The sequence below is a fragment of the Brevibacillus sp. MER 51 genome, from assembly GCF_023714195.1.
Taxonomy (GTDB): domain Bacteria; phylum Bacillota; class Bacilli; order Brevibacillales; family Brevibacillaceae; genus Brevibacillus.
On record NZ_JAMAUS010000002.1, the window covers coordinates 341,278 to 361,760 of the forward strand.

General features: G+C 44.3%; 6 protein-coding genes. All 6 read right to left on the reverse strand.

Annotated elements, in window-relative coordinates; genetic code table 11:
• Window positions 1-151: 151 nt before the first annotated feature.
• The 6 genes from M3630_RS06040 to M3630_RS06065 all read right to left on the reverse strand — a co-directional run bounded on the left by M3630_RS06040 (window position 152) and on the right by M3630_RS06065 (window position 20,453).
• Complete coding sequence (locus M3630_RS06040) at window positions 152-1,108, reverse strand: phage lytic cycle repressor MrpR family protein (RefSeq protein WP_251251547.1); 957 nt, start codon at window positions 1,106-1,108, stop codon at window positions 152-154.
• Window positions 1,109-1,330: 222 nt separating this feature from the next.
• Entirely contained in the window at window positions 1,331-1,654 is a 324-nt protein-coding gene (locus tag M3630_RS06045; protein WP_219660871.1) for a hypothetical protein, read from the reverse strand.
• 16 nt (window positions 1,655-1,670) lie between these two features.
• A complete protein-coding gene (locus tag M3630_RS06050) occupies window positions 1,671-7,004 on the reverse strand; it encodes an RHS repeat-associated core domain-containing protein (RefSeq protein ID WP_251251669.1) in 5,334 nt (1,777 codons plus the stop codon).
• A 132-nt stretch (window positions 7,005-7,136) separates the two neighbouring features.
• Complete coding sequence (locus M3630_RS06055) at window positions 7,137-8,126, reverse strand: RCC1 domain-containing protein (protein ID WP_251251548.1); 990 nt, start codon at window positions 8,124-8,126, stop codon at window positions 7,137-7,139.
• A gap of 19 nt (window positions 8,127-8,145) precedes the next feature.
• Window positions 8,146-19,440: an Ig-like domain-containing protein gene (locus tag M3630_RS06060; protein ID WP_251251549.1), complete on the reverse strand. Its 11,295-nt coding sequence runs from the start codon at window positions 19,438-19,440 to the stop codon at window positions 8,146-8,148.
• 380 nt (window positions 19,441-19,820) lie between these two features.
• The gene (locus M3630_RS06065) at window positions 19,821-20,453 is read right to left on the reverse strand and encodes a hypothetical protein (RefSeq protein ID WP_251251550.1); all 633 of its coding nucleotides are present in this window, start codon (window positions 20,451-20,453) and stop codon (window positions 19,821-19,823) included.
• Window positions 20,454-20,483: the final 30 nt, after the last annotated feature.

Consider the following 20,483-nt stretch of genomic DNA (forward strand, 5'->3'; position numbering starts at 1 on the left):
TACTATAAATTTTAATATATTGAATATGATTTGGCATGTTATAACAAAAGATAGCAACTCATACGTTTGTTCACCTCCTTCATCGATTTACAATAAATTTTTAGTTTTATTGTGAAACTTCTCAAGAGGAATTTAATCATCTCTAGAAGTTTCATTTATATAATCTTGCGATCATTTCTGGATTAATAAAGTCTTGCATTCCCCACCACAAATACTCCATCTTGTTTCCATTCTTTACTTTGTTTACTCCGAATCGCTCACATATTTCAAAATACTGTTCTTTTTCAAGCATTCCATCCCGTTCAAGGAGTTGCTTTCCCATCCAGATCATCCCGCTGCGTTGAATCGTTTTCACTCGTAGATTATCCAAACCAAAGTATTCTTCTAATGCATGTAATCTCCCGTAAATCAGATGAGGACTGACTTGTTCCATATGAACATTTCTTGTCTTGGCTGGCCTGATTACATAGCCTGTTTCAATTAATTCACTTGTTTCTTTGAGATGATCTCGTCTCATCTCCCCATTACCTTTGAGATAATCCTTTTGCTTGATTGCGCCATTTATTAATTTCAGACACTGCTCGGATATTTGAATTTCTCTTGTTTCTTCTTTATCGTTAATCAATATCAATGTTCGTTTCTCATCATTGACTTGTTCACGTTTTAGATTGCGTAGTTCACTTACCTCTCTTCCACCCGCACCTTCAAATAACAGAGAGAGAATCACAGAATCTTGATCGTTATTACATTGGTCAATGATTGCATCGATTTCTTGCTTCGTAATAAATTGTTGATGGGTGTTTCCTACCATGTTCTTAAACCATTCTTTTGAAACGGACTCCAGTGGATTTGCACCTTCTCTAAGCCCCTCTGCCCTTGCCCAATTCAAGTAAGCAGATATCGTTCTCCCTGCCGTATTGAGAGAGTCTCCTGTAGAAGCATGGAAGCTGTGCAGGGCAGTTTCAATCTCATCCAATGTAAAATGGAGCAAATCCTTATCCTTTTCCACTTCGAACTTCATTGTCAGGTTGAAAACTCTTGAATAAGCTTTTTGGGTATTTTCTTTATATCCTTGAAGAAAGGCTGTTTTTGTTTCGGGGTTAAACATGGTTACACACCTTTCTTATGAAACAGGCATACTATAAATTTACAGTTCGACTTCCTTGAATTGATATTACTATAAATTTGCATTTTAAAACAAGAGTTTTTTACTTCTTTTATAAAAAAAAGAACCCCAGACGAGTTTATTTCTCGCATGGGGGCATAGTTGAATAGTTAACTTAATTCATTTAAAGCTGTAAAGTTAAGTCCTTCCACCACTCAATTAAACTTAAAAATCATGTGGGTCGGACCATTCGAAATCTTCCTCCGTTAAATCCGTTCTACCTTCTAATGTCTTCAGAAAAAAGTTAATAGTATCTTCTAGTGCTTCTTCAATTGAATTACCAAATCCTGAAGTGTTGTCAGCAGTTCCATCCTCAAGACTTTTTACAGCAAGGTTTGGTAACCCAATATACCCACCTTTTGCAGTTTCAAAAATTTTTATTTTAAATTTTCCATATGGTACTTTATCAATAGCCCAGACATAATATTCGGCAACTACCTTATCGATTTTGTTAATTCCCGTGACTTTAATATCTTTCCAATCTCCCATTTAGTGACCTCCTTTACTACTTTCCGAAAGAAATAATAGTACCATCAGGAGCTATGTCGATATACTTACCATTTTTCCTATATCTCACAACACCCTCTACTTTACCTGATACTTTGTTTTTTGTCGCTCCCCTTAAATTTGACGCGAACCCTTGAGACTTCCTAATGTATTGTGCTACATCAGTTGCCCCAACTTCATCGCCATGTTTCAAGAAATGGTGAACTAGCGAATCTTCAATAGAATCAAAACTTCCTTTCCCCCATGAATCTATAAGTTTTCTGTCTACATCTATTAATTGATTTCTTACAAATTGCTTTGCTTCCGCCTGTCCAAGATTTTTTAACCCTGCAAACGCAAAGCCTATTGCCCATTTTCCACCCGTTTTTTCTAACCCAAATGGACTCCAGTTCAGAGGGTCTTCAAAGCCTTCTGCCTCTCTTGCTCCATCGTTAGAAGTATCATAAAAGAAAACACCAACTACTTCACCATCTTCAATAATTAAATCTTTATTATGGTTGGCGTCATTTGCACTCCATTTTTTCTCCTTGTAATTCTCATTATTGCTGCATCCACCAGGATGTGCCCACTTTCCATCTTTAGATTCACACCAATGCCCTGTCGGATCTACGAATCTAATCGGATTGTTATGCACATACGTATACCGATTCAACGACAACGGATTATCCACTTGCCCCTTATACGTATCCTCCGAGATAAACCGCCCGATCTTCGGATCATAATACCGGGCACGCAGGTAGTAAAACCCGCTCTCTTTGTCAAACATCTCCCCCGCATACATAAACGGGTTGGAAATCGTCTCTTTGACCTTATCCGCAATCAAGTTACCCCAAATATCATAGTCATACGTATTCAGAACATTACCGTTAGGAGCCTTGATTTTGACAACATCACCGTGGCTGTTGTAATAGTAGGTACCTTCAAGATTCGACGCATAGTCTTTTCGCCAGATCAACTGGTTACCAAACACATTCCGCGCCTTGACCCTGCCATCCTGCGTCAGCTCTTCAATCACCTGCCCATTCAAATAGACATAGTGAGTCGTATCCGTCACGCTGCCAGTCTGTTGCTTCGTCGCCCGTAGTCCACCTGGGTAATACGTGTATGTCGTTGTACCTTTCTGATCCTTGTACTCCTGCAAACGATTAAACAAATCATGCTTCATTTCATAGGAGCGCAGGATATCTACCGGGGCATTTGCATACACTTGGCGGTTGCCACGCTTGTCATAAGCGTATTGCTTAACGTTACCCTCGACCGATTCTTCCTTGATCCGGGAAAGCTTGTCGTACACAAACAATCCATAATTCGTACCGGAGCGCTTTTGACTGGTGATATTCCCAAACAGATCGTAGCCATTTGTCTCGTTCCAGCCGTCTGCGTGATTCAAGGCTGTTTTTTCACCAAATGAGCTAATCGATTGCTGCATCGCTTTCGGTTGTCCCGGATACGATACAGCATTGGTTTCTCCTGAGTTACTGATATCGTACGTGTACGTGGTCGTTCCGACTCCCGGGATCGCCACCGAATTTAATCGGTTTGCGTTGTCATAAGTGTATCCGACACTTAGAGATGGGGCTGAACCAGATACCGCACTTCTTGCAGGGTATACGAGTGTATCTATCGTATCGTCGTTATCAGAATACAGAAGCTGGTAGTCCTTGCCCATCATCGTTTGGCGATTCTTCCGATGGAATCCATCGTAGCCATAGCTGATAGAGTTTCCAGTGTGGTTATTTTCGCTCAAAAGCAGACCAGACTGTGGATCATACACGCGGTCTTCATAGAAAGAAGCGCCGGAAGAAACTTTCTTCAACTCATGGAAAGGCGTGTAGTCGTAGTTGAATGTGACGCCGTTTTTGTCCTTGTAACTCTTTACAAGACCGCTTTTTTCGTAGGTGTACGTCTCCGCTTTTGTCTCCGGATTCTTCTCCGAGAGCTTCCACGACAAACTATTGTAGGTATACTCTGCCGTAGTCGTGCCATTCTCCAATACACTGGTGAGATTGCCTAGCCCATCGTACCCGTATACATTTACGTTATTTTCCGGGTCCTGCAAATAAACCAGGTTGTCGTTATGGTCGAAGCGCATACTCCACGCTTGGGAAGTTTTGCCGTCTGAGATTTCTTTATTGGTTACTTTCCCGAATCGATCCGTCTGGTAGTTCGTTACGCGATGGTGACTGCCGCTTTGCGTCGTCTCCTCCGTGCTCTCCACTTTTCCATACAAATCACGGTAGGTGGTCGCGATATAGCCATTCGGCGAGAGCGTTTGTTCCGTCAGACGAGGTAAGTATCTTGTTCCATCCGAGTAGGCATTGTTTCGATGGTTCTTAGTGGTTCCTAAGGAATTCGTCGTTTGGTACACAAAACCGTCCCAATCATACAGGTACGAGGTGCTTTGCTCCTGCTTCCCGTAAGGAACCGTGCGGCTAATCTCCATGCCATCTGGCGTAAACTCATTTTCTACCAATGGACGCTTCGCACCTGTCGTGCCCACCTGCTCTTGATAGGCGGTATCTCCATACGGGGTGTAGTAAGTGATCAGCTTCGATTGATCCGGAGCAATTTTCTCCACGATGCCCGGTCCCTCTGAACTCGATCCAGAAGCTTCGCCGTCCCGATACACATACGTTATGGTTCGTTTTGCGCCTTGATTGTGAAAAGTCTCCGATAACGGTCGGCCTAACTCATCGTAATCGTATGTAACTTTGCTTCCGTTCGGATAGGTCTGGCTTTTGATTTGGCCTTTGTCATCGATGTCGTAGGAAAAATTCAGCACATCCGATTTGCCGCTTTCCAACTCGACACCTGCGAGTGTGATTTGTGTTGGCTGAACGCCATATTGATCATAAGCGGTAAAGGTCTGCGTCCGTGTCTTTCCTGCGCCAAAGTTTTCCGTAATCGAATAGAGCTGGTTATTGGTGTACTCATATGTCCGTTCAATCGATTGGCTCTTGTGATTATTGATCAAATTGGCAGGGAACGAGTTGATCTCCGTTTCCTTCCGAAGCAAATATTGATTGTTGTACTCGAATGTCGTATTCGAATAATACGGATCGCCCGAGGCGGAGGTTGATTGCGTTCTGGCTGCCTTTAGTACGGAGAAGGTCCGGAAGCCCCATGGATTCACCCCTTCTGCATCATATGTCCATGTACTTACAATCCCGTCCGGTGCAATCTGCTTGATCAGCTGTCCGTAATCGTTATATTCGAAGTACGATTCTTGCGCGTAATTGTTTATCTTGGCCGCATACCGTGAACGATTGGAAAGGTTCGGATCTTTCAAGTAGGAATTGTATACATCCAGATCGCTCACTGCCGATGTCGGTTCCAAGAAAACGTATTGATACGTCGGCTTTGTATTCCGGCCGGAATAGGCATAGGTCGTGTACGTAGTTGGATTGTACTCGACCCGATACTTCGCGCCAGATACATTCGTACCACCTTTGCTCACGCCTGTTGTCTTAACGCTTCGCAGCAACGTATTTCCGTCCTGATTGACCTTGTAAATGGAATTCTTCGTGTAACGGGAAGCCTCAGATTCTGTGACCTGGATGGTATCCCCATGTCGTTCCGCAAAATTCTTCAATCTAGGTAGTTGTTCCTTTGGCACCTTCCATATTTCGCGGAGGTTGTCGTTATTGGCATAGCTCTTTTCCAGCTTATACGTGTTGGTTCCTTTCGGCGTTTTCTGCGTATAGCTGTACGATACTTTATTAACAGGATGATAGGCTACATAGCTTAGTGCATACTTGTCTTGAAAAATCCGTACGAGACCGTCATTGAACGTCGTTTGGCCTAGTTGATAGGGACGATATTCGTAATTGATTTTTAATCCTTGCAACGGATAGGAAACTTCTTGCATGAGCAAGTAATCGATTTCCTTACGCTTCTTTGTATCCGATTCCCAATACTTTGCTGAATCTTGAAGCGTTTGATCAGTTGGGAGCTTGTCCAATGTGTATTCCTTGTTCAAATTGAAATAAGCAATACCCTTGGTAGTAGGATTATGATAGGAATAATTTGCTACTGTATAAGGACCGCTTCCACTCCCTGCTGTCGGCAGGACTTCTACTCGAACAAGCTGATCGTAACTTCTCAATGCGAACTTTCGTTCAAAGTGGTAGCGAATGTGCTTGAGTACAGTAGTCTCAGTTTTATCTTTATAGACAATCAAGTCTTGCGTTGTGTTGTTTTGCTTTCGTTTCAGCACCACATAACGACCGACACTGTCTTCAATGCTGACTGGCTCTCCGTCGCTGTTAACGTTGTATTTGATCGTGTCCCCATAAATATTGGATTTGACGACCGTTCCAGACTTTACATCAAATTCATATCTCAGATTACGGTAATACAACGTGTACTTCTGATTCACTTTGTCAGTGATGAACATGATGTCCTTATACGGATAATTCACAAACTTGTTGAACCGATATTCTAAAGATGTCCCGTCCTCTAAGCTTATGTAATAACGATTCGCCGTTGGACTCTTGTCTATGTTGGTGGAGTAAATTTGCTGGCCTGGATTATAGGGGTCGTCCCTTACCGTGGCTGCCTGCTCCCGCGTGACGACATCCAGTCTTGGCATATTAAAATCCCAACCGGTTGCAAATTTCTCATTGGTTAGGGCTTCATTCTTGTCTAGATCATCGTCCCAGCTTGGTACACTGATTTTACTGCTCAGGGAGTGGTATCTGCGCTTTATATCCAGATCCAGTCCATGCTTTCCTGGCAAGTAGAGATCTTGCTCGACCAGGTTCGCAGCTCGATATACATCATCTACGGCTTGCTCTGTTTTTGAACGAGCAAAGCGAAACTCTTGATCTTTTTCTGTGTAGAGAACTTCTGGAGGAGTTGTATTCACTGCTTGAATGTCGAGCGTTTCTTCCAGACTCTTGAGTTCATTTACTTTCGATTGTAAGAGGGGAGTAAGGCGATTTAAGAGGGCCTTATTTTCCTGACTGAGATTATCGAATTGAGAAATGAGCTGGTCACTGGTAAAAGCTTTGACTTCTGCTTGTTCTTCAGTTGAAAGTAGCTGCAATAGATCTGAGTAGAAATAGGCAGCGTATTTTAGTAAGGATCGGTCGAATGTTTGGTGGATTTCGATTGCTGTGTTTGCATTCAGCTCGGTCCATGTTAGTGAAGCGATGTCCTCGGCGTTATATGATGCGGGATTTTTTGCTTCTGTTTTTTCTAGTAAAGGGTTGAGATTTTGCTCTGAGATGGATTGCTGGATTTCATTTATTGTCTCGTTTGGAGTTGATGATTCTATACTTTGTGTATTTGATACGTCTCGGTTTGATGATTCATTTGCCAAGGTACTCACTGGTGGTATAAGCGTTGTTAATAAGGAAAGACATAATATAAAAATCAGGGTTGATTTTGTCGAGAGGAGTTTCATAGTGCCTCCAAAAGAAATATTGTCCCCCTTACTTAGAAGGGGGATTTATTAGTAATATTATGGTGTAATTTTGACTTTTACAGGTTTGTTACTGTTATTAGTTGTTCCATCTCCTAGTTGACCACGAGAATTACTTCCCCAAACATATACAGTTCCGTCTTTCTTTAAAGCTAAACTATGATTCGCATTGGACCCACTTGCAATTTCTTCAATTTCCGTTAATTCTGGTATATTTACCGGAACCCCTCTGTCTGAACCACCGCCATCACCAATTTGTCCACTGCCCCCGCATCCCCATGCATACACTTTCCCATTTACATCAAGAGCCAAGCTATGATTTTGTCCTGCAGCAACAGAAACAATATTTGAAAGTCCGTTTGTATACATTGGAGATGAAGTTGAGCTTGTACTGCCAGTGCCTAATTGACCATACCCATTTTCTCCCCAAGCCAATACCTTTCCGTCCTTTCTAACAACGAGACTGTGACGATACCCCGCAGAAATGGCCCTTACGTCTGTAAGACCTTGCACTTTGATTGGTCTGTAATTTTTTCTGCCTACTACTGAATCGTATCCCCACGTCCATACCGTACCGTCTTTCTTGAGGGCTAATACATGATTATACCCAGCAGCAATCTCTGTAACATCCGTAAGATCAAGTGTTTGTTTCGGTGTATCACTGTCTGCGCTTCCACCATTACCTAATTCACCGAAACTATTATACCCCCAACTCCATACTGTACCATCGGCTTTTAAAGCTACGCTATAGTTCGCTCCCACAGCAATACGCGTAATGTTTGTGAGACCTTTTACTTGGACAGGAACATTCTTTTGAACTCTTGTACCATCTCCCAATTGACCGAAAGTATTTCCACCCCATGCCCAAACTGTACCATCACTCTTCAGAATCAGAGAGTGCTCCTGACCAGCTGCACTACTCACTGCATTACCCGCTGCCAAAGTCGTCTCTTTTGATAGAAAAAGTACTGCAAGCATCATCAGTAAAATATTACATCTTAATTTTGACTTTATTAGATTTTTTTTCACTTAGGCTCACTCCATGTTATTAATCATTCGTTAATACTGGAACGGTACTATTTCGTGCCGTTCCATCTCCTAGCTGCCCCTTCTCATTTTGACCCCATGCCCATACACTTCCGTCTTCTTTCACCATCAACGTATGTGCTCCACCTGCGGATAAGCGATTGGCTTTCACTTCTGTCTCCCTGACTTCCACAGGGACCGTGATTGTTTGGTTATAGTAGCTCACTGTGATGTTCGCTGTCCCTACCGATACAGCTGTGATCACTCCTGCTGCATCTACCGTTGCTACCGCTGGGTTACTGCTCTCATACGTCGACTGTGTCGTGACATCTTGGGTGCTAGTGTTTGGATAGGTCGCCGTGATTTGTAATGACTTGCTTTGGGACGTCGGCAGCAACACCGTACCTGGACTCGCTATTAGTTGCTGAGCAGAGATGACCAGCATACTTTCTATTGGCGTCGTCCGATTCTGTACTGTTCCATCTCCTAGCTGCCCTTTCTCATTCTGACCCCACGCCCATACACTTCCGTCTTCTTTCACCATCAACGTATGTGCGTTACCTGCGGACAAGCGATTGGCTTTCACTTCGATCTCCTTGACTTCCACGGGGACCATAATCGTTTGGTTATAGTAGCTCACTGTGATGCGCGCTGTCCCTACCGATACAGCTGTGATCACTCCTGCTGCATCTACCGTTGCTATCGCTGGGTTACTGCTCTCATACATCGACTGCGTCGTGACGTCTTGGGTGCTGTTATTTGGATAGGTCGCCGTGATTTGCAATGGCTTGCTCTGAGACGTTGGCAGCAACACCGTACCAGGATTCGCTACTAGTTGCTGCGCCGAAATCACCAGCATACTTTCTATTGGCGTCGTCCGATTCTGTACTGTCCCATCTCCTAGCTGCCCCTTCTCATTTTGACCCCATGCCCATACACTTCCGTCTTCTTTCACCATCAATGTATGTGCTCCGCCAGCAGACAAGCGATTGGCTTTCACTTCTGTCTCCCTGACTTCCACAGGGACCGTGATTGTTTGGTTATAGTAGCTGACTGTGATGTTCGTTGTCCCTACCGATACTGCTGTAATCACACCTGCCGCATCTACCGATGCAACCGCTGGGTTACTACTTTCATACGTCGACTGCGTCGTGACATCTTGCGTGCTGTTATTTGGATAGGTCGCCGTGATTTGCAATGGCTTGCTTTGAGACGTTGGCAACAATACCGTACTTGGACTCGCTACCAGTTGCTGCGCCGAGATGACCAGCATACTTTCTATTGGCGTCGTCCGATTCTGTACTGTTCCATCTCCTAGCTGTCCCTTTTCGTTTTGACCCCATGCCCATACACTTCCGTCTTCTTTCACCATCAACGTATGTGCTCCACCTGCGGATAAGCGATTGGCTTTCACTTCTGTCTCCCTGACTTCCACAGGGACCGTGATTGTTTGGTTATAGTAGCTCACTGTGATGCTCGTTGTTCCTACGGATACCGCTGTGATCACTCCTGCTGCATCTACCGTTGCAACCGCTGGATTACCGCTCTCATACGTCGACTGCGTCGTGACATCTTGAGTGCTGTTATTTGGATAGGTCGCCGTGATTTGTAATGGCTTGCTTTGGGACATCGGCAGCAACACCGTACCTGGACTTGCTACCAGTTGCTGTGCAGAGATGACCAGCATACTTTCTATTGGCGTCGTCCGATTTTGTACCGTTCCATCTCCTAGCTGCCCCTTCTCATTCTGCCCCCATGCCCATACACTTCCGTCTTCTTTCACCATCAACGTATGTGCTCCACCTGCGGACAAGCGATTGACTTTCACTTCTGTCTCTCTGACTTCCACAGGAACCGTAATCGTTTTGTTATAGTAGCTGACTGTGATGTTAGCTGTCCCTACCGATACCGATGTGATCACACCTGCTGCATCTACTGTTGCAACCGCTGGGTTACTGCTCTCATACGCCGACTGCGTCGTGACATCTTGGGTACTGTTATTGGCATAGGTCGCCGTGATTTGCAACGGCTTGCTTTGAGAGATTGGCAACAGCACTGTGCTTGGACTCGCTACCAGTTGCTGCGCTGAGATGACCAGCATACTTTCTACTGGCGTCGTCCGATCTTGTACCGTTCCATCTCCTAGCTGCCCTTTCTCATTCTGCCCCCATGCCCATACACTTCCGTCTTCTTTCACCATCAATGTATGTGCTCCACCTGCGGACAAGCGTTTCAGCGTATCTTCTTTCAATACTTGTGCTACTTTTACATTCACGTTTACCTTGGTTCCTAAATAGTCAATGGTTATTGCGGTGATTCCTTCTTTTATTCCGGTAAGGAGACCACTTGCAGAAACGGATGCTATAGATGGATCTGCCATTGTAAACAAAGATTTATCCGCTACATCTACTTCAGTACCATCCGCAAGCTTCAATAGCACATATAGTTGTTGTGTTGTCCCCTCTTGAAGAGTGATGTCTTCCGGTACAACCTTGATGTTCTGAACCGGAATTTCTGCTGTAACAACAACAGGCACAACCACACTCGCTCCCCCAAAGGAAACGGTGATGTTCGTACTTCCTGCCTTAACACCCATAACCACTCCGTTTGCATCAACGGTTACCACTGTGGCATCTCCTGGCAAGTAGACTGCTTGCCCCGAAACATCCGTGATTTTTCCATCCTTATAGGTCGCTGTTACTTGTAGCTGCTGCGTCTTCCCAACCAACATGTTCAGGCTGACTGGTGTAACAGACAAGCTCTGCACAGGCTCTTGTGTCTCTGTAACCTGAACAGGAACGGTAACGACTTTCCCACCAAAAGATATGGTAATAGTAGATGACCCCACTGCCACCCCTGTAACGGACCCACCTGCTCCAACACTAGCAATAGCAGGCTGCGAACTCTGATAAGTCGCCTGATTCGTTACAATCGTTTGGCTGTTATCACTGTAGGTCGCCTTCACTTCCAACTGCTGGCTGGCTCCTTTGCCAATGCTCACTGTCGCTGGCGTAACCGCCAAAGACACTAGGGAGATAACATTTCCTGAAACCGTAACAGGAATAATCGTACTTTGCCCACCGTAGCTTACCGTGATTTGCGTAGCTCCTGGCGAAAAGGCTGTTATCAGTCCACCACTATCCACTGATGCAACATTGGCATTACTACTTGAATACACGGCTTGTCTTGAAATATTTTCTTCGGCCCCGTTTGAGTAAGTGGCCGTTACACTAAGCTGTTGAGTACCACCTGCAACCAGCGACACTTGCACTGGGGTTCCTTTTATTTCCTGAATGGTAGCCCCTTGAACAGTTATCTGGCTGGATGCATTTTTACCATCATAAGAAACGGTAATCGTCGCTGTTCCTGCTTTGATACCCGTTACGACACCCTGGCTGCTCACTTGCGCAACAGATGAATTCGAGGTGTCAAAGCTGGCAACGCTGCTGATATCTTTGCTGTTACCGTCTGAGTAATAAGCGGATGCGTACAAGCGTTGAATCTGGCCTTCTGTTATTGTGGATTGTCCTGGCGTAAGACTGATCGATGTCAAATGAACAGAAGGTGCATCAACGGTAATGGCAAAAGTCTTCGACTGCCCACCGAAATACAACCTGGCCTTCGTCGTCCCGCCGTTCACCGCATACACAATCCCCTTGTTGATATAAGCAACCGAAGGATCTTCCACGACATATACAGCCTGCGCGCTTACATCCACCTGACTCCCGTTGTCCAACGTTGCCATGACCTTGATTGATTTGGAGTTACCTGGTGATACATCCACCTTCTCCAGATCAAGACTCAAGGCTTTGGCTTTCTGTGGTGTAGACGCATTTTGCTTTACGCTTTTTGTGATATTTCCGTTCTCGTCATGATAGAAAATGACGCTTTCGACTCCGTTTTCTTTGATCGCCTTGATTCGATTGTTTTGATCGTATACATACTCGTAAACCGTTCCCCCAGCCGCTGGAGCAAAAACGGTAAATAATACATTGACTGGATTACTTTCTGTATTGGTCAGCTTAATCGTATAGGCACCTGCCGCCAAATCATAAATGACTTCCGCTGCACTTGGTTTCTCCCTCGGTGACACTTGAACCCCATTGGAATAGACCGTTACAGCAGGATACTTCTGACTTGGATTTTTCAATTGGGTAACCATGCGATACTTTCCAGGAATGGTAACAGTCATGGCGATTTCTACCGTTTGTCCACCTGGAATCGTGATATCGTTTGGCTGATTAAAAACAAATGCTTCGCCTCCTGGCTTTGCCAGAAGCGTAGCGTAAAACGGACTTTTTCCTACAATCTTCACATAATACGTTTTTCCGGCAGCAAATACTGGATTCACTCTACCATTACTTCCTGAAGAGATCTCCTCATGATCCAGCAAGCCCGCCCCTTTATAAACGGATATATTCGCATCTGCCGCTAATCCCGAGTCGTTATTTAACGTGAACTGATAAACTCCGCTCGTTTTCGCTGTGATTTTAAAGTATTTTGCCTGATTGGCAGGAAAATGCATCCGTACCGGGTTATACTCTACCAACAGATTAAAATTGCTTTCTGCCGGTTTCGTTTGGACTGTGTAGGGGCTACTGCTATAGCTGCTAGTACCGGATGAATTGTACGCCCAAAGTATGATTGTATAAGCGCGATCCGGTTGTAGTCCCGTGATGGTATAAGTGGATACGTTGCCTACCCGCTTGATCCCGCCGCCATCTACTTGAATGCCGTAGTCTGTTGCGCCTGCGACTGGACTCCAAAATACTTTAAGGGAATTCGTTTCTGCCTCTACTTTAATAATATTTGGGGCATCTGGTTTCTTCTCGATAGTCAAGCTTCCGGGATAAACCGCTACAAAACCGCCGCGATTGGATACTTCGATGTTCGGATAGGTGCCTTCTCCAAGATCCCTGCCCCTCCAGCTAAGGCTCCACTGACCTGAGCTACCAGTAGTAGTAAATTCCTTCGGATTTTTAAGACGATTCATCCTTCCAGATATGACATCTCCTGCTTGAAGATGGGTATAGACCCCTTCCAGAGTAAAGGTCTCATCAATGTCCATGACCCTCTTTGCCCCAGGGGTATAAATGACGATCTTCGGGAGAGCATCTACCAATCGGGATGAGTAATTCGTTGGTGTAGTCCATGCCCCGCGATTATCCTGAGCTTGAACCGTCCAATACACAGTCTGATACAACATTTCTTTTGTGATGGGGAAAAAATATCTGCCGGACGCATTCCCATTTTGGTTCGACTCGGAAATCGTCTCTTCTTTCTCACCAAGCTCGTTTCCGCCTGGTGTCAGTCCCACTCTTAATTTTGTTGATACGATTTTGTCTGAAACATCATTATCTCTAAGCGAATAATTGATTAATCCTCTAAGGCCACTATCCATGATGACAAGCTCTGTATTTACGACGACAGGTGCTTGATTCGTGGCTAATAGATAGAACTCCAATTTAGCGGTACTGCCTTCAAGGATTTTCGGGGCGTCGCTCTTCATTACCGCTTTTAGGCGCACATCAATGAGTGCGTTTTTTTGTATATAGCTTGTATCAAATACATAAGAACGGGCTGTGCCTGTTAATTTCTCCCGTTTTGTAGAAGTGACATGCCCGCCCTCGCTGATATATATGATTAATTCTTGCGAGGCTATATAACTTGGATACCCTTTACCGTTGTAGTAGTCCCAATCCAACGTAATCGACTGCCCTTTTGGTATTTCTGCTCGATCTTTCGGATATTTCCAATTCGCAGAAATGGTTATCGGGTCCTTTTCAGCTTGCGCTCTCATATCCACGCTAATATCGACTTTTTCGACGAGAGATTTACTGGATTTCTGATCGACTGCCCAGACACGAAGTGAGTAGAGATGATCTGGCTTCAAATTGCTGATGGGCACGTTGTACGAAAATTCATTTGCGCTCTCAGATGCCGTAAAACGAGTCAGTTCATGAGGATCTTCTTCATCTAGCTGATACCAAATATGAACTTGGTCTCCGATGTTCGGATCCAGCGCAATACCTGATATGGTGATGACATCCTCTGAATTAACAGTAGTGACAGCCTTCCCTACCACTGGTGAGATCAAATAAACTTGGGGAGCAGAATTATCGTTCACCTCGGTCGTTATGTAGGTGATTTCAGGTGTCCATTTTAGAAGATCCCCAATGTTGTTTTCTTTCTGGTTGACTTGAAAAATCAGTGCGTCTCCTTCTTCAATCGAAAGCTCCTCCTGAATTTCCACACCAATCTCATCGTTAAAGTCAATCGATTGCCAGCCTGAGGACGGCCAAATTTGAGCATCATTTTTCAGTAGTCGGACGTTGGCTCCGTCTCCCTCTTCCCCTTGGATTTTGGAAATCCAACCGCTAATGTGAATTCGTCCTGAACGCGGTGCCTTCCATTTCAGGACAGGATCTGAGCTCCCGACTTTTATCCACGTGTTTCCGATTGCCGTCTCGTTTTGATTACTCTTCCATTCCTCGGCAGCTTTGTCCCACTCCAAGTCCGTGAAGCGATCTCCGCTTACCTCCTGATAGGACCAGTTGTTCTGTCCTTGCTGATTAGAAAATTGCAGCCAAAAAGCATACGTGTCGTGTATGGGTTCAACAATTGTGATAGTCTTCTCCATACTGGTTTGCTTCCCGTCTTTTTCTGTGACCAGCACCTGTAATTGGTGTTCCCCTACTTCCATCTGGTCAACTTCCAACAGATAGGAGAAGCCTGGTTTTAGATGTGGTGCGTCTGGGTATTTGCGCTTCATATCTGGTCGTTCAAGCCCATATTTCGCCTCGCCCAGCTTATCTCCATCCATCAAAACCTCGATTTTCTCCACTTCACCAGTAGAAACGAACCATCCTGTCATGTTGTAATTCCTACTGATCAGTTCGTTATCTTGTGGGGTGTCAATAGCGCCCCCTGTTACCATGTCGCCTTTTACAGTGACAGGATATTGCTTCACGATGCCAGCATAAGACACAGTAAGAACTGCACTTCCTGATGAGAGACCTGTTAGTAATCCAGTTGCATCTATTTTGGCAATAGCTGGATTATCGATCGTGTAGGTCGCTTCTCCCGTTACATCCTTGGTACTCTTATCTCGATAAGATGCAACGACCGTGAATGCTACGCTCTTGTCTTTTTCTAAAGTAACTTCGGAATAATTAGCTGTGATTCCCGTAACGGGACCAATGATGATGTTACTTTCCAGCACGAGACTCTCCGCGCCCGCTTTATCCGTTACTTTTATGGTCAGTTTGTGATTCCCTTCCGCAAACAAGGACGTATCCAGTAGATACTGAAAACCAGCATTTGCATTCTGGTAGAGTGGATACATGGCGAAAATATCTGGACGAGGTCCGCCATAAACAGCGGTTCCCTGCAATTGTCCATCCACCAAAACCTCGATTTTGGACACACCGCTTGGATTCAAAATCCATCCCTGTATGGTTGTGATTCCACCAATAACTGTGCCCTCTTTTGGGATATCCATTTGCCCTTTGGCAACAAGCGAGCCTGCTTCTGATTCTGTGACAACAACTGGAATCACCAATGACTGATTCCCGTAATTCACATGAATCTTTGTCATTCCAACTTTCAGACCTGTAACGACTCCCAGCGGACTGACATATACGACATTCGGATCTTCTACTGTATAAACAGCTTCCCCTGTAATGTCCCTTGATTGTTGACCCTCAAAACTGGCGGTAATCTGCAGTTTCTGCATAGCGTCTTTTGCTACGCTAATAGTTGGTTCTGTATTTTGCAGACTAATGGCGGGAGCAATTTTTCCAATCACGAAATTTCTTTCTGGTAGTGGATGTTGCTTTCCTTCGCTATCCGTTGCGATCACAGAAACGGTATGATTACCCGGTTGCAGCTCGTTCAGATCAACGGTATAGCTGAATCCTGCTTGCGTATTTGTATATTCCGGATGAAGCAGGGCAATATCCGGTCGAGCAAGGCCCGATTTTGCTTTCCCATGTTCGATCCCGTCAATGACAACCTGATAGTCTGAGATAGCAGAAGGATGTAAAAACCAGCCTGAAATCGTATAGGTGCCATTGACAGTAGCACCATTTACAGGCGTTTCGATCTCTCCCAAGGTTTTAAGTGCTTCCGCTTCCGTAACAGTAATAGGAATGCTGATACTTTGATCCCCATATTTTACGGTGAGACTCGTACTTCCTTGGGTTAGAGCCGTGACCAAGCCATCTGTGCTCACCTTTGCGACAGAAGAATTCTCTATGTTGTATAGGGACAGCTTGGTTACATCATGACTGCTCTGATCCTCCAGTACCGCCATGACAGTTAGTTGATGCGTTTTTCCTTGAGGAACGGTTACCTCTGTAACGTTTGCCTTTAATCCGATTGCTGGTAGCAAGGTAACGACTTGAATTGTTCTGTTCCCCAGCATTACCTGATTTCCACCCTTGCCTGTTCCTCTAACAGAAAGAGTATGTGTGCCTTCCCGCAATTTCCCTGTATCGAGATTATAGTGGAACCCTACGTTTCCATCCGGTTTGGAAGCATCCATAATTTCTATTTCCGGACGAGAAATGCCATAGGTTGCTTCGCCACTTACGGCTCCGTCGATCAGTACTTCAATCTTTTCAACACCAGTAGAGTCAATAAACCAGCCGGTGACAGGGTAAACACCGCTGATTAATGCATTTTCCGCGGGACTGTCAATGCCTCCCCGAGCCAGAGCCCCTGCTGCTTTGACCCAAACAGGTATCGTAAGCGTTTGTTCCTGGTATTTCACGATGATATTGGTTTGACCGATTTCAATTCCCGTAACGATACCTTTATCTGAAAGGCTAATGATCGCAGGATTCTCAATCGTGTATTGAGCCTCTCTCGTCACATCTTTCGTTTGTTGATTCAGTAAAACAGCAGAAATGGATAATTGCTGTGTATTCCCTTGTATCAAATCTACCTTGCTTATATTTGCCACAATACTTGTTGCCGGTTCAGCACGACCGATGAAAACAGCTCGCTCTGCCAGAACTTGTTCAGCGCCGTCTTTATTGACAGCCGTTACCTTGATCGAATGCTGCCCTTCCATTAGCTGTGTTGTGTCTAAACGGTACTCATATCCGGCTTTAGCATTCTGGTATTGTGGATACGAGGATTCAATATCAGGTCGGGTATGCCCATAAGAAGCCTCCCCCACTACTGTTCCATCAAAATGAACCTCTATCTTGGAAACACCTGATGGATCCAGGTACCAGCCTTTGATGAGTGTGACGCCTGTCATCATCGAATTACTTGTTGGCGCCTCTAACTCCCAACGCGGTATCAGTGGCTCATCCTTTTTGATCGTAACGGGGATCGTGATTGATTGACCTTCATATCGAATGGTCACAATCGCCGTTCCAGCCCCCATTGCTTTTACAAGCCCAGCAGCGTCTACTGCTACGACACTTTCATCTGATGAACCGTATTCTGCAAGACTTGTAACGTCTTTCAGGGTGTTATCTTCTAAAACAGTAGATACCACCAACTGATGCGAACCTTCATTCGTTAGTTCCAGCTTGGTCACATCAGCATGCAGACCATTCAACGGCTCCACGTCACCAATGTAAAACGTCGTTCCATCCATTACGGTTTGTTGTCCATTCATATCCTGAACTTCCACCGTAATGCTATGTGTGCCTGCCACTAAATTTCGAGTATCCAGTTGATAGTGAAATCCAGCATTGCTATTCTGATAAGCTGGATATTTCGCTTCAATATCTGGTCTCGGGTCGCCATAAGATGCCTCTCCCACATTCGTACCATCAATCAGGATATTGATTTTCGATACTCCGTCTGGGTTGAGATGCCATCCTTTAATGGTATACGTACCACTGATTAACTCGCCTTTTTCGGGAGTGTCGAGCCCACCTCTTGGGATCAAAGGAGCTCTTTTTGACACCACTATCGGGATTTCAATCGTTTTGTCACCCAACTCAGCGATCAGTTGCGTATCTCCGATTCCACTTCCTGTGACGAAACCTGAAGATGTAACCGTAGCAATTTTTTCATCTTTGCTCGTATAGGTAACTTCCATGCTGACATCTCTGGTGTTGCCATTTGTCATGTTCGCCGTAATTTTCAGTTGATAATTCTCACCTTCGGAAAGTCGCAATTCGTTCGGCGTCGATTCCAGTGAGGTAATCTCTGCGGAGTCCTCATCCCCTAGTTCCAGCGCTTTCTCTAGGTTTACAAGCCCTTTTCCGTAAAAACGTGATTCCCCTAAAGGTGTTGCGTTATCGACTAAACTATCACGCACTTCGCGATTGGTTGCTCCACCCTTTTTCGACCAAATAACAGCTGCTGCACCGGTTACGTGAGGAGCTGCTAAAGAAGTGCCTGAACGTTGCTCATAGTCTCCATGGAGAGACGTACTTAGAATATCAATGCCAGGAGCCATCAGGTCTAACCCACTGCCAACACTTGAAAAGTCAGCCCGTTGATTGTCCTGATTTATCGCACCGACAGACAATGTCTCAGCATATTTCGCAGGATACAACTGGGTATCCTCACCCATTCCTCGATTTCCTGCTGCTGCAATAACCAGTATCCCTTGTTGATTCGCTCTTTTTATCTGGTCGTGTAGCGCTTGACTGTCAATTCTACCACCAGCACTAATGGAAACGATGTTCATGTCATTCTGTATCGCCCATTCAATCCCCTGAATCATGCTGGAATATGTACCGTGACCTTTTTCATCAAGGACTCTGATGGCATAGATTTCAGCTTCTGGCGCAACACCAACAATTCCAACATCATTATCTTTACCAGCGATAACACCAGCCACCGCAGTTCCATGCCCGTGCTCATCATCAAAATCTGATTTTCCTTCTACATAGGAAATGCCTCCTTTTACTTGGAGGTCTTCATGATTGGATATACCTGTATCAATAATTCCAATTTTGATGTTTTGGCCTTTGTAATTTTTTTCGTGAGCTTGATTTGCCCCTATGTGCTCAATCCCCCACGGAATTTCCTGCTTTTCTGTTCTGTTTGTTTCTGCTAACTCTATTTCACTATCTTCCTCAATATAGGCTACATTCTCGTCCTGAGACATTACCTCCATTTCACTCTCTGTTAATTGAGCAACCATCACTTTCGTGCTAAGTTGCTGGACTGATGATCTTTGAATCGCCCTCACTTTTGTTTTCTTGCTTTCTTTAAAACCAATTAAATACGTTTTACTACTAGCGCTTGCGATAGCGTGCTCCGGGATAAGTTGCAAAAACAGTAAAGCTAGCAGTAGGAATACATTGAAACGACTGATTGAGCGGATGAATCTAGGGTTCATTCCTGTAACTCCTTGTCATAATTGTGTTGAGCTTTGGTATCATTCCTTTTTAAAAATATTTCAAGCCAGCCAGTTACTCTTCATCTCCTTCCTAAAAATAAGTCCAGATAAAAATGTAAATTTTACCTAAACAGCATTTTGAATTATAGTGAATTCCTGATATTGGATCAATAGGAACTTACCAATATGTTTTGACTAACAAATTACTAGTCAGCCAATATTGCTGATTAGCAGAAGGGATTTCCAAGTTGGAATATGTTTTCCTTGCTTGTAGGTCAGTCTTGCTCTCTCAAAAGCAGATTGTTTCCGAAGTTTCCTTCTTCAGACAAAAAAGAACCCCAAACGAGCGTAGATTACTCGTTTGGGGGATAGAGGTAGTTCTATTGATTGTTTATTTTTACTGCTGTTTTCTCCGGTATATTAATTTCATATTTCTCGTTTGGAAAAGGAAACTCCTCGGTAGTGTTAAGTATGTAAATATTTGAGTTAGTAGTTGGTTCGAGCTTAACAAAGTAATTTACATCACCCCAAGATACACCTGTGATCTCCTTTGTAGGAAACTCTAAATGAATTCTTATTTCCTCCAATGTCTCGGTATTCTTTAAATATAAGCGAGCTGAACTATTTTTCTGAAACAAATTAATCAGTTCCATGCAGTATTCAAATCTACCATCCGGTGTCTGCTGTATGGAATCAGTTCTTATTTTTTCTGTTAACCACCCACTCGTCTCTACGTTTTTATACAAATGTGGTGTCATTAAAAACATGGCAATGATGATAATTAAAACCCCAATGAACTCCCACCACCTAGATGGACTCCACTTTTTCAATAATAGAAAACTAGAAACGACTATCAATAAAATTGAGGGTATACCTAGATACAAAAGTATTACCGTGGAAATCAAGTCTATACCGCGTTGAAAATTTGCAGTCGAGCCAAGTACAAACCAGATAACACCTGATAAATTAAAGAGTATAGTGATGATCCAAATTAACTTCAACCACAATCGCATTGGGCATTCCCCCTCCTGCTAATTAATCTA